Here is a 12,358-nt window from a genome sequence, read left to right on the forward strand (position 1 = left end):
AAAAACTCATTATGTCTTCTGAATTTTTTTTTGCTCATAGTACGGCCGTAATAGATGATGGATGTAAAATTGGCGAAGGCACTAAAATATGGCACTTTAGTCATGTGATGCCGGAATCTATAATTGGAGAAAAATGTAATATTGGACAAAATGTAGTCATATCACCTAAAGTGAAATTAGGCAATAATGTAAAAGTTCAAAATAATGTTTCAATCTACACTGGTGTCATTTGTGAAGACGATGTGTTTCTAGGGCCCTCTATGGTCTTTACTAATATCATCAATCCCCGAAGTGCAATTGTTCGTCGCGATAATTATCAAAAAACACTAGTGAAAAAAGGAGCCTCCGTTGGGGCGAATGCTACCATTATCTGCGGAAATACACTCGGGGAATACTGTTTAATTGGTGCAGGTACCGTTGTAACAAGAGAGGTCCCTAACTACGCCTTGATTGTGGGAAACCCTGGCAAACAAATAGGCTGGGTAAGTGAATATGGTCACAGACTGTTGTTTGATAAAAATAACGAAGCCGTCTGCCTAGAAAGTGGTCAAATTTATAGTTTGGATAATAATAAAGTGTTGCGCTTAAAATAGAATTTTTAAGTTTAGGTTTATTCAAGAAATTATCCTCTTAGCATATATTGGTTTGAATAGTGAGTTAAGCTATATACGAACTCTACCAACACCACAGTCCACATGTTGTCGTTAAACACGGGTTATCTATTTATCCCGTAGGTAGACGATATACCCGGCTTTCAAAGTAAAATAATATATACTTTCGAACTCATAACTATTTACAGATGAAAAATTTTGCGCTAATAGGTGCAGCCGGCTACATAGCCCCAAGACATATGAAGGCTATAAAAGCCACTAATAACAATCTAATTACAGCCTTTGATAAAGGAGATAGTGTTGGGGTTATAGACTCTTATTTTCCTGAGGCAGACTTTTTTGTTGAATTTGAGCGTTTTGATCGTCATATAGAAAAACTAAAATACGAGAAGAATACCTACTTGGATTATGTAAGTATTTGCTCTCCAAACTATTTGCATGATGCGCATATTAGGTTCGCACTTCGTAGTGGAGCCAATGCCATTTGCGAAAAACCTTTGGTTCTTAACCCTTGGAACGTAGATAAGCTACAGTACGTTGAAGAAAAAACCGGCAAAAATATATACTGTATTCTTCAGCTAAGAGTTCACCCAAGTATCATAGCTCTGCGTGAAAAAGTTAAGAACGCAAAAAAAGATACAAAGTTTGAAGTAGATCTTACGTACCTTACTTCAAGAGGTCACTGGTACCAAACTTCTTGGAAGGGTGATATAGAAAAATCAGGAGGAATTGCCACAAATATCGGGGTTCATTTTTACGATATGCTTTCTTGGATTTTTGGTGACATTCAAGAAAATATTGTACATGTTCATGAAAACGATCATGCTGCGGGTTATCTAGAGTTTGAAAATGCCCGTGTAAAATGGTTCCTTTCCATAAACTCACAATATTTACCAAAAGAACTTAAGGATAAAGGACAGACAACATACAGGTCTATAACTGTAAACGGCGAAGAATTGGAGTTTAGTGGCGGCTTTACAGACTTACACACTATGGTCTATGAAGATATCTTAGCTGGTAAGGGATATGGAGTTGGTGCTGCAAGAACAGCTATTGAAATTGTTCATGACATTCGAAATTCAAAACCAATCGGTTTAAAAGGAGAGTATCACTCTTTACTAAAATAAGTACACACTACCGTATGAAAATAGTAGCAATAATTGGTGCTAGACCACAGTTCATTAAGCATTTTCCCTTTGAATTGGCATGTAGGGGAAAGGTTGAGCTAATGACGATTCATACAGGTCAGCATTATGATACTAATATGAGTGATGTTTTTTTCAATCAATTGAAAATGACCCAGCCCAGTTATACGTTGCATATAGGTAGTGGTGCCCATGGAGCACAAACGGGAAAGATGATGATTGAAATAGAAAAAATCGTGAACGATATAACTCCCGATGGAGTTGTGGTTTATGGTGATACAAATTCAACATTGGCCGGAGCATTAGTGGCGTCTAAATTACATATACCCCTGTTTCATATTGAGGCTGGCCTAAGAAGTTTTAACAAAAAAATGCCAGAAGAGGTAAATAGAATTCTTACAGACCACATTTCAGACTTACTTTTCGTGCCTAGTGCTATTGGTGTACAGAACCTTAAAAATGAAGGGGTTGAACTTGGTGTTAGTGAAGTTGGAGATATTATGAAAGATCTTGTTCAATATGTTATTGCCAACGATTTATTGAAAAGTCATAGACCAAATGAAAACGATTTTTTCTACACAACTATCCATAGACCTTATAATACTGATGGTAAAGAGAGGTTAAAGTATATCTTGGAAGCTCTTAATCAGCTTCGCAAAAAAGTAGTTTTTTCGTTGCACCCAAGAACTAGGAATTTAGCCCATAACTATGACCTGAATCTTGAAGACTATACCAACATTAAGTTTATCGAACCACAATCTTATTTTTCGAATTTAGCTTATTTACAATGTTCTGCCGGACTTATTACTGATAGCGGAGGTATGCAAAAAGAGGCTTATTGGCTCAAAAAGAAGTGTGTAACTATTCGAAAAGAAACAGAATGGAAAGAGACGCTAAATAACAGTGCCAACATTCTTCTATTTGACGATTTATCTGGATTAGGTAAAGAACTTCAAAATGTGCCAGTAGGTTGGGATAAAACCTTATACGGACATGGTAAAAGTGCTTCTGAAATGGTCGATAAAATTATACATTTTTTAAAATAGCCCCCAGCTATTTTTCACTTACCTTCGGATTTGTAAAATTTCTATTTCCTAATTTGATCAAAGAAACTTAGTTATTTGTTTCTTGGCTGCTAAACATATAGTTTTAATGTGTACTTGGACTTATATGCAACCTTTAGTGGCTTGCTCATGCTTTTTTATGAACAGAATAAATTCTATTTAAGTGTAGAGAAATCATATTCGTTACTACCAAAAAAATTATCGTAATTTTGATTGAAATTTGTTTATGGGAAATAATATGACCACAACACGGGCTCAAGAGTCTACAAATGCTATTGAGCGCTTATATATTACAATGAGGCACCTTTTTAACCGCGGGTTTTATAAACCTACCGGTGTATCAGGAGAAGCTTTAAAAAATGCATTACTTCAACTAAGGCCTGAAATTTATGGCTCTATTGCAGAGGAAAAGGCAGAACTGAGCGGGCTCATATATGTTTTGGAACGTTTGCCAAAAGGTATAGAACAGTGCCGTTTCATTAATTTAACCTCGGATGAGGGGTATGGAAAATCACATTTTGACCCCATTGTTCCTCCAAAACGTCGTAGAAACTGCTATCGGATAGACGATGAGCAAATGAATATTGAAATTACGCGGGGGCGTTCCGATATCTATGATATTCTTACACATTTAACGTTCTTGTTTATTGAGTCCGAAAAAATTTGTAAGAGGGTTTTAATAGAGGACTCCAATAGAACTATTCGAGACTGGGTAAAATTAGAAGAAGCGGTCAAAAAAGAAGAGTTGACCCTTGCGGAAAGAGAGGTTGCCGTTATTCATACCGCCAATATTTTAGGACGTTCCTTTATTGAGATAATAGCTGTACATCAGCAATTTTCTACTGATGACCAACCGGACCGATTTTTAGAAATCGTTTATTGGTTAGGTAAACTAGCTATTGAAGAAGAGATTACGGGAGATAAAAGGGCCATTACCTTTAGTGCTTTGTTACGGGAGCGTTTGGGGCACCATATACATGGAGAGCGTTGGGCAGATACCATAAAAGAAGTGTTGAAGAAAAACGGACTTTTGAACCGCCCAATCCATATCATTAGTGCCAATATGCATAGTGTTATGAATTCTCTTTTTGCCAAGAATGCATTAACTAAAGAATTTTCCGGTAAGGAATCATTAAAGATATACGAGGCGTTAAGCTCTTCATTGAACGAGGAATTGCGTTCAAAAGTAACAAAGGTTGCGGCTAAAAACGGAATGATTGCCATTGATGATCTTTCGGGAACAAACATTGACGTACAATTATTTGATACGGCTAAAATGAGTTCTGATGCTTGTTGTTATGATTTGCCAAAAGATTTGGCAGATGAAGAAAAGCCGGTCATTTTTGTAATGGATTATGCATTTGGCGAACAGGCCTATGAAACCATAGATGAATTGTTAAAACCTTATAAAGGTACCGGAGAAGAACTTGTGTTTTTAGATGTTGCATCAATTTCTATAATGGGAAAAGCAGGCATTTTAGAAGGTGGCAAAGGTGATTTAATGATTCCGTCCGCACATATTTTTGAAGGCACTGCAGATAACTATCCGTTTAAGAACGAGTTATGTGCAGAGGACTTTAAAGGACATGGGCTGAAAGTATTTGAGGGAACTATGGTCACTGTATTGGGAACATCGTTACAAAACAAGGATATACTAAAATTTTTCCACCAATCTACCTGGAATGTTGTTGGTCTTGAGATGGAAGGTGTACATTACCAGAAAGCGGTACAGTCGGCTTCCAAGATACGAAAGAGTGTACGAGAGGATATAAAGGTCAGATACGCGTATTATGCTTCTGATAACCCTTTGGAAACTGGTAGTACTTTGGCATCCGGAGGTTTGGGTACAACCGGGGTCAAACCTACGTATCTTATTACTGAAAAAATATTGGAACAAATTTTTAATTCATAAATTAATGTCAGACAAACCAAATAGCGCTTCTACCTCAGATGAGATTGACTTGGGGCAGTTGTTTAAAATGATTGCCAATGGGTTTAACCGAATAGGCATCGCTTTTTTACGCGTGTTCTTATATCTAAAGAAAAATGCACTTATATTGATAGGTCTCATTGCGCTAGGTATAATCATTAGCTTTGTTTTAAGTTCTTTCATTAATAAAAAGTTGAAAACAGAGGCTATTGTAAGACCCAATTTTGAAAGTAAGGATTATGTATACGACGTTATCGTAGAAATTCAATCGAACATTTTTAGTCAGGATACAGCTTTTTTTCAAAAAATAGGAATTTCTGTAGAGGATTTAAAAGGGTTTAGGGTTGATATTCAACCTATTTCGGATATAGCGGAATCAAAGGATGAGGCTGAACAGGAATTGGAATATCTAAAGTTACTTCAAGACTTTAAAGAAGAAAGTTTTGTAGTTGATATTATCCGATCGGAGTTAACCAAGAAAAGTGTTATTGCACACCGCATTACATTTACGTATATAGAAGCAAAAAAAGGGAACGTAATAGCTGAAAAATTACTGAATTATATCAATGGCAATGCATATTTTAATAAGATAATAAAAACCTATAGGGAAAACGCTCAACTGCGAATTAACAAAAATACATTGCTAATTGCTCAAATTGATAACTTAATAGATAATTATACGAAGACTTTGTTAGGTGATACTGTGGTGAGACCCCAAGGTTCTATATATATGGAGAATGAAAGTGCGCTTAATATTTCTAGTTTGCTTTCTCTTAAGAACCGTTTTTTAAAAGAAATTGAGGAAAAGAAATCTGAGCTAACAGAACAGAACGAAATTCTAAGTGTAATTAACATGGGTAGTCCTCAAGTTTTTAAAAAGCCTTTTTTCAATAATAAATTCTTCTTAATTCCCACGGCTTTAGTAGTTATGTTTTTTGTGATATCCTTTATTCGGTTCTTGAATCATAAAGCACAACAATTGGAGCTTTAGAAAAATATAAAATGTCCAGTAGAACTATTCTTGTAACAGGTGGTGTAGGTTTTATAGGAAGCAATTTCATTCCGTTTTTTCTGGATGAGCATCAAGAAATTTCTGTGGTGAATCTAGATAAGCTCACCTATGCTGGAAATTTAAATCATCTAGCCGAAGTTGAAAATAACGAACGGTATACATTTATAAAGGGTGATATTTGTGATGTCAGTTTGGTAAGGTCGATTTTCAGTGAAAACCGAATTACGGATGTTATACATTTTGCGGCGGAATCTCACGTAGACAATTCTATAGCAGGCCCTGAAGCCTTTATACAGACTAATGTTAACGGAACTTTTACGTTACTAGAAGCGGCGCGAAAAAGTTGGTTAGATGAGGGTAATGCAGCAAAGACTGGCTTTGAAACATCTCGTTTTCACCATATTTCTACCGATGAGGTATATGGTAGTTTAGGGGAATCTGGTTTTTTTGATGAAAATACGCCATACGCTCCCAATAGTCCTTATAGCGCCTCAAAAGCTTCATCTGATTTTTTAGTAAGAAGTTATTATCATACGTATGGACTTAATGTGGTAACGAGTAACTGCTCCAATAATTTCGGGCCTAAGCAGCATGATGAAAAATTGATTCCTACCATTATACGAAAGGCATTAGCCGGAGAGGAAATCCCTATTTATGGAGATGGAAAGAATATTAGGGACTGGCTGTATGTACAGGACCATTGTTCAGGAATAAATGATGTATTTACTAATGGACGTGCAGGAGAAACCTATGTTATTGGGGGTAATAATGAGTATAATAATATTTCCATGGCTCAAAAAATATGTGGTATTTTAAATGACATTCTCCCTAAAAAGAACGGAAGTTTCATAAATCAAATAGCTTTTGTAAAAGATCGTTTGGGCCATGACTTCAGGTATGCCATTGATGCCACCAAAATCAAGACGGAACTTGGTTGGAAACCCCAATCGGATTTTGATTCTGGATTACGAGATACGGTTATGTGGTATATAAACAAATATCAGAAGGTTTAGCGTATGAAGGGTATCATTTTAGCAGGAGGATCAGGAACGCGTTTACATCCCCTTACATTGGCCGTAAGCAAGCAGCTTATGCCCATTTACGACAAGCCGATGATATATTACCCATTGGCCACCCTTTTGTCCGCTGGTATTCAAGAAATTTTGATCATAACGACCCCACAGGATATTGGCCTTTTTCAAAAATTATTGGGAGACGGAAGTCAATTGGGCTGTAATTTTCAATTTGCCGAACAAGAGAACCCGAACGGATTGGCAGAAGCTTTCATTATCGGAGCGGATTTTATAGGAAACGATAAAGTTGCCCTTATTTTAGGCGATAATATATTTTATGGCTCCGGTCTTGCAAAGCTACTCCAGGCGAACAACGACCCTGATGGAGGTATTATTTATGGCTATCACGTACAAGACCCGAAGCGCTACGGTGTAGTGGAGTTTGATAAGGACGGAAAGGCAATTTCCATAGAGGAAAAACCCCAGAACCCTAAATCTAATTATGCGGTTCCAGGCATCTACTTCTATGATAATGAGGTGTTGGAAATAGCAAAGCGCATTAAACCCAGCCCTAGGGGCGAATTGGAAATTACCGATATCAATAAAGAGTATCTCGCTAAGGAGAAATTGACAGTGAGTATCTTAGATCGCGGTACGGCCTGGTTAGATACCGGAACCTTCAGTTCCCTTATGCAGGCCTCGCAATTTGTTGAGGTTATTGAAGAGCGTCAGGGACTAAAGGTGGGAGCCATTGAAGAGGTGGCCTATACGATGGGATATATTTCTCGGGAACAACTACATAAATTGGCCAAACCGCTGGTAAAAAGTGGTTATGGTATCTATTTGCTAGAGTTATAATCGACGGAAAACCGCAATATGAAAATAACGGAAACCAGTTTAAAAGGCTGTTTTATCATACAACCGAGATTATTTAGAGATGAGAGAGGTCTCTTTTTTGAATCGTATCAACAAAAAAAATTCGAAAGCGCTATCGGGAAAGAAGTCCACTTTGTCCAAGATAATATCTCGGTATCGAAAAAAGAGGTACTAAGAGGACTTCATTTGCAGACAGGGCTTCATGCCCAGGCCAAATTGGTTCAGGTAGTCCATGGGGAAGTATTGGATGTGGTAGTTGACTTAAGGCCTGAAAGTCCTACTTTCGGACAGCATTTTAAGCAAATATTGTCAAGTGAAAATAGAACTTCTATTTTTATACCAAAAGGTATGGCCCATGGTTTTTTGACCTTGAGCGAAGAGGCCACCTTTATGTATAAGTGCGATGCTTTTTACAACGTAGCTTCCGAAAGTGGTATAATCTATAACGACGAGGATCTAAAAATTGATTGGGAGAGCCCGGTAGAGTCGCCTATGATTTCCGAAAAAGATAAGTTACTTCCTACCTTTAAAGAATTTTTTAAATGAAGTCCGTACTTGTTACCGGGGCCAAGGGGCAGTTGGGGAAAAGTATTTCCGATTTTGTCGTTAATTATCCTGATTTGGATTTCACCTTTAAGGATAAGAGTCAATTAGATATCAGTAACCCGTTGGACGTGAACAAAGAGTTTAGTTCATCAACATATGATTACTGCATTAATTGCGCTGCTTACACCAATGTGGATCAGGCTGAAATAAACCCGGAATTAGCAGATAAGATAAATGCCAAAGGTGTTAAAAATTTGGCTTTGGCTTGTAAGGAAAATAAGGTGATATTGGTGCATATATCTACCGATTATGTTTTTGATGGAGATAAAACCCAACCCTATACCGTTGGCGATAAACCCAACCCCATCAATGTATATGGTAAATCTAAGCTAAAGGGAGAACTGATTATTCAAGAAACATTAAATAGTTTTTATATTGTTCGCACGTCATGGTTATATCACAAAAGCTATGGAAAGAACTTTTATAAACGGATTATAGAAAAGGCAAAGGCAGGTGAAATTCTTCGCGTAACCGATACACAAAAAGGTTGTCCAACAAATGCGAGTAATTTGGCTGTTTATGTCCTAAATTTGATTGATCAAAATACTACGCCCTTTGGTATCCTACATTTTACGGACAATGAGGCGATGACTTGGTTTGATTTTGCAAAAATAATAATTAGAAACGAAGGTCTCGATTGCGAGGTTAGGGTTCTTGATAAGAAGAAGAGCTTTGGGGGTGCGAGAAGACCTTCAAACAGTGTTTTGGGGTAAAAGTTTTAAAGAATAAAATTTGTTCATCAAGAATAGCCCCCTAGTGTTGATTAGTATTATAGATTTTTAATTAATGAAAAATTTCAGATTCCTCTTAAGGAAATATAGTAATATTGTTCAGAATTTTTCATACCTAACTGTACTTCAGGTTTTTAATGTTTTCTTTCCAGTTATAATCTATCCTTTCCTCATTGATTTATTTGGATTGGAACTTTGGGGAAAAATAGTTTTGGCGCAGTCTTTGGCCCTCTATCTTTCATTATTTGTTGATTTCGGCTTCGATCGATACGCAACCAAGGAGATTTCCATTTACAGGGACAATGTTGATAAGCTCTCAGAAATTGTTTCTTGTATAGTACCTATAAGAATCGTTTTGGGTGTTGTTGTTTTTGCTTTATATGCCCTAGTTGTTATTAACGTTCCGTTCTTCAAGGGAGATGAAACACTATATCTTCTGTTTTACGCTTTGAATTTTAACTTCATTCTGTTTCCAAAATGGTTTTTTCAAGGTATCGAGAAAATGAAATACATTGTAATAATCAATGTTTCTGTAAAAATATTTTTCGTCGCATTGATGTTTACGACAATTAAGAGCAGCACAGACTATTTGTTTGTGCCTTTATTTTTTGGAATAGGGGCTTTTGTGGGAGGGATTATAGGCCTTGCTATAATGCTGAGGCATAAGAAGGTGTCTTTTAAAATTTATGGGATAAGCTACTATTATCACTATATAAAAAATAGTTTTTATCTTTTTGCATCCTCTTTGGTTATTTCGGTTAAAGATAGGTTCAATGTGTTTATTGTAGGGTACTTCTTAGGCATGTCGGAAGTTGCCCTATATGACATTTCTATCAAATTGGTTTCTCTCATGACCCAGCCTATAGACGCGATTAATGGAGCTATATACCCAAAAGTGGCAAAAGAATTGAATATGTCTTTTGTGAAGAAGGTAGCGTTATACAGCATTTTGCTCGTATTGGCTGCAGTATTGCTCACCCAGTACTTTTTATATGATATTTTTAATTTTTTGAATATTGATGAAATTATCAATGAAGGGGCCATTCGATTGTTTTTGTTTAGCTCTCTGTTTCTAACCGCTTCTGTATTTTTGGCGAGAAATTGTTTTATCGTATTTGATAGATTTAAGCTCTTGTTTAATTCTATGGTATGGTCATCGGTTTTGTACGTGGTTCTAATTTTAGTACTGTTTTTTCTTGGTCATATAACTTTTAAGTATATTGTTCTTGTTGTATTTATAGTTTATGTTTTTGAATTTGCATACAGGTACTATTTGGCAGAAAAATATAATCTTTTATCTATGAATGTTAGAAAAAATTTGGGCAAGTATTATTATGGCAACGGGCCATATAGTTTTTTAATAAAACCATTTGTTTATTTGTATGATCTCTATAGACATTACTTAGTAAATGAGATTGTATTCACTAAGAGTAGGTTTAAGAGAAGAATGGGGGAAAAATTAAACCTCAAGAATCCCCAAACTTTAAACGAAAAGATTCAGTGGCTTAAGTTATATAATAGAACCCCCTTGCATACAACCTGTGCCGACAAAATAGAGGTTAGGGATTATGTGTCGGAAGAAATTGGTGAAGAATATTTGGTTCCGCTGTTAATGGTAACTACAAATGTTAACGATATTGCGTATGACAAACTACCGAGTGGCCCTTTTATAATTAAGACTAACCACGATTCAGGTAGTTATAAAATAATAAAAGATAAAGACAAGGTCAAGGATTGGGAGGAACTCAGGAAATTTTTCGCTAAGAGTTTGAAAACAAATTTTTATTATAAATCGAAAGAGTGGCAGTATAAGAATATACCTCCAAAAATATTGGTTGAACGCCTATTGCAAACGAAGGAGGGAAAGATTCCTGAAGACGTTAAAATACATTGTTTTCATGGTAGGCCTGAGTATATACAATTAGACTTTGATAGAGGAACGGACCGTCATTCAAGAAATTGGTATGACAAAAACTGGAATAGGGCCAAATTTCATTGGTCAACAAAGCTTAAAAGCGGAAAGGAAACCTTGCCAAATTCAAAAATGGTTCTAAAACCTTTGACACTTGATAGAATGTTGAGTTTTGCAGAAATTCTAAGTAAGCCGTTTCCATATGTAAGAGTTGATTTTTATTCCTTGAATGATGAGAAAATTTTTTTTGGTGAATTAACATTTAATCATGACTCTGGGTTCAGACCAATCGTTCCGAAAGAATGGGATTATAAACTTGGTGAATTGGTAACATTGCCAAAAAAAAAATAGACCAATTAAAAGTTATATGAAAAGAAGTGTAGTGTTTTTACTGCCTTCATTATGGGGAGGAGGGTCTGAAAGGGTGTTTCTGAATCTATGTAAGCATTTAGATAAAAATAAGTTTGATGTGACCTTATGTCTTCTTAAAAAAGAAGGTGAGTTTTTATCGCATATTGGTAGCAATCCAAGCTTTCAGATTCACGACCTTGGGGTTTCAAGAGTGCGTTATTCCATTTTACCTATTGTAAAATATCTTAGAAAGGTTAAGCCAGATGTGGTGATATCTACTTTAGGCCATTTAAACGCCATATTGTCGGCGATTTCATTTGTTATACCTAAGAAAGTTAAACTCATTGGAAGGGAGTCGAATATCGTAAGTATGAGCAATCACAATAAAATAACACTATTGTTGTATCGGTACTTTTATAAAAACTTCGATAAAGTTGTCGTACAAAGTAATGATATGGAGGTCGATTTAAAAAAAGTCGTCAAAAACTTCAAGGAAAATCAAATCGTTAAGATTAATAACCCTGTGGATTTGGATAGTATTGTTAAAGCAAAAGATACGGCGAATGCATTACTTCCGAAAGATAAAATAAACCTAATATCCGTAGGAAGCTTGACGCATCAAAAGGGATACGATATTCTTTTAAAATCATTTGCCCGATTTCATAATAAGAACAAATATCATATCACTATTTTAGGAAGGGGTAAACTTTTAGATGAATTGAACAAATTGGCAATAAAGGAGAATGTAGACAAAAATGTTTCGTTTATCGGGTTTAAGCCCAATCCTTACGAGTATATTGCACAGTCGTCGATATTCATATCCAGCTCAAGGTTTGAAGGCTTTCCCAATGTGGTCTTAGAGGCTTTGACATGCGATGTACCTGTTATAGCTAACTCGTATAAAGGCGGTATAGATGAAATCCTTAATAAACCGATTTTGGGTAAAATAATTGATTTGAAAAAGAGTGATGTTTTTGAAAGTACATGTGAAGAGATTCTGTCAAGAGATTTACCTAAAGGTTGTTTGAGTAAAGAAATAAACCAAATGTATGGAATAGCCGCAATTGTCAAAAAGTATGAAATGCTTATACTCAACATATAACTAGT

General features: G+C 35.9%; 11 protein-coding genes. All 11 read left to right on the top strand.

Going from position 1 to position 12,358, the window contains the following annotated elements; genetic code table 11:
* Nucleotides 1–11 precede the first annotated feature (11 nt).
* The 11 genes from Q4597_RS03215 to Q4597_RS03265 all read left to right on the top strand — a co-directional run bounded on the left by Q4597_RS03215 (nt 12) and on the right by Q4597_RS03265 (nt 12,353).
* Entirely contained in the window at nt 12–593 is a 582-nt protein-coding gene (locus tag Q4597_RS03215) for an acyltransferase (protein WP_303404709.1), read from the top strand.
* A gap of 206 nt (nt 594–799) precedes the next feature.
* Complete coding sequence (locus tag Q4597_RS03220) at nt 800–1,738, top strand: Gfo/Idh/MocA family protein (RefSeq protein WP_303404710.1); 939 nt, start codon at nt 800–802, stop codon at nt 1,736–1,738.
* Between the two features lie 14 nt (nt 1,739–1,752).
* On the top strand, nt 1,753–2,802 hold the full coding sequence (gene wecB / locus Q4597_RS03225) for a non-hydrolyzing UDP-N-acetylglucosamine 2-epimerase (protein ID WP_303404711.1): 1,050 nt from the start codon (nt 1,753–1,755) through the stop codon (nt 2,800–2,802).
* Nucleotides 2,803–3,046: 244 nt separating this feature from the next.
* Complete coding sequence (locus Q4597_RS03230) at nt 3,047–4,732, top strand: DUF6909 family protein (RefSeq protein ID WP_303404712.1); 1,686 nt, start codon at nt 3,047–3,049, stop codon at nt 4,730–4,732.
* 4 nt (nt 4,733–4,736) lie between these two features.
* Complete coding sequence (locus tag Q4597_RS03235; protein WP_303404713.1) at nt 4,737–5,741, top strand: hypothetical protein; 1,005 nt, start codon at nt 4,737–4,739, stop codon at nt 5,739–5,741.
* An 11-nt stretch (nt 5,742–5,752) separates the two neighbouring features.
* The gene (gene rfbB / locus Q4597_RS03240; RefSeq protein ID WP_303404714.1) at nt 5,753–6,775 is read left to right on the top strand and encodes a dTDP-glucose 4,6-dehydratase; all 1,023 of its coding nucleotides are present in this window, start codon (nt 5,753–5,755) and stop codon (nt 6,773–6,775) included.
* Nucleotides 6,776–6,778: 3 nt separating this feature from the next.
* Nucleotides 6,779–7,633: a glucose-1-phosphate thymidylyltransferase RfbA gene (gene rfbA / locus Q4597_RS03245; RefSeq protein WP_303404715.1), complete on the top strand. Its 855-nt coding sequence runs from the start codon at nt 6,779–6,781 to the stop codon at nt 7,631–7,633.
* An 18-nt stretch (nt 7,634–7,651) separates the two neighbouring features.
* A complete protein-coding gene (gene rfbC, locus Q4597_RS03250; protein ID WP_303404716.1) occupies nt 7,652–8,197 on the top strand; it encodes a dTDP-4-dehydrorhamnose 3,5-epimerase in 546 nt (181 codons plus the stop codon).
* Nucleotides 8,194–8,970, top strand: a complete 777-nt coding sequence (gene rfbD / locus Q4597_RS03255; protein WP_303404717.1) for a dTDP-4-dehydrorhamnose reductase — start codon at nt 8,194–8,196, stop codon at nt 8,968–8,970. The genes rfbC and rfbD overlap by 4 nt, the downstream gene beginning before the upstream one ends.
* Nucleotides 8,971–9,043: 73 nt before the next feature.
* Nucleotides 9,044–11,251 (top strand): ATP-grasp fold amidoligase family protein, encoded by a 2,208-nt coding sequence (locus Q4597_RS03260; RefSeq protein WP_303404718.1) that lies wholly within the window; start codon nt 9,044–9,046, stop codon nt 11,249–11,251.
* Between the two features lie 16 nt (nt 11,252–11,267).
* A complete protein-coding gene (locus Q4597_RS03265) occupies nt 11,268–12,353 on the top strand; it encodes a glycosyltransferase (protein WP_303404719.1) in 1,086 nt (361 codons plus the stop codon).
* Nucleotides 12,354–12,358 lie beyond the last annotated feature (5 nt).

Source organism: Zobellia sp. 1_MG-2023, from assembly GCF_030549125.1.
Lineage (GTDB): Bacteria > Bacteroidota > Bacteroidia > Flavobacteriales > Flavobacteriaceae > Zobellia > Zobellia russellii.

Coding starts and splice junctions, on each gene's coding strand:
- Q4597_RS03215 (WP_303404709.1), top strand. CDS start 12: ATGTCTTCTGAATTTTTTTTTGCTCATAGTACGGCCGTAATAGATGAT.
- Q4597_RS03220 (WP_303404710.1), top strand. CDS start 800: ATGAAAAATTTTGCGCTAATAGGTGCAGCCGGCTACATAGCCCCAAGA.
- wecB (WP_303404711.1), top strand. CDS start 1,753: ATGAAAATAGTAGCAATAATTGGTGCTAGACCACAGTTCATTAAGCAT.
- Q4597_RS03230 (WP_303404712.1), top strand. CDS start 3,047: ATGGGAAATAATATGACCACAACACGGGCTCAAGAGTCTACAAATGCT.
- Q4597_RS03235 (WP_303404713.1), top strand. CDS start 4,737: ATGTCAGACAAACCAAATAGCGCTTCTACCTCAGATGAGATTGACTTG.
- rfbB (WP_303404714.1), top strand. CDS start 5,753: ATGTCCAGTAGAACTATTCTTGTAACAGGTGGTGTAGGTTTTATAGGA.
- rfbA (WP_303404715.1), top strand. CDS start 6,779: ATGAAGGGTATCATTTTAGCAGGAGGATCAGGAACGCGTTTACATCCC.
- rfbC (WP_303404716.1), top strand. CDS start 7,652: ATGAAAATAACGGAAACCAGTTTAAAAGGCTGTTTTATCATACAACCG.
- rfbD (WP_303404717.1), top strand. CDS start 8,194: ATGAAGTCCGTACTTGTTACCGGGGCCAAGGGGCAGTTGGGGAAAAGT.
- Q4597_RS03260 (WP_303404718.1), top strand. CDS start 9,044: ATGAAAAATTTCAGATTCCTCTTAAGGAAATATAGTAATATTGTTCAG.
- Q4597_RS03265 (WP_303404719.1), top strand. CDS start 11,268: ATGAAAAGAAGTGTAGTGTTTTTACTGCCTTCATTATGGGGAGGAGGG.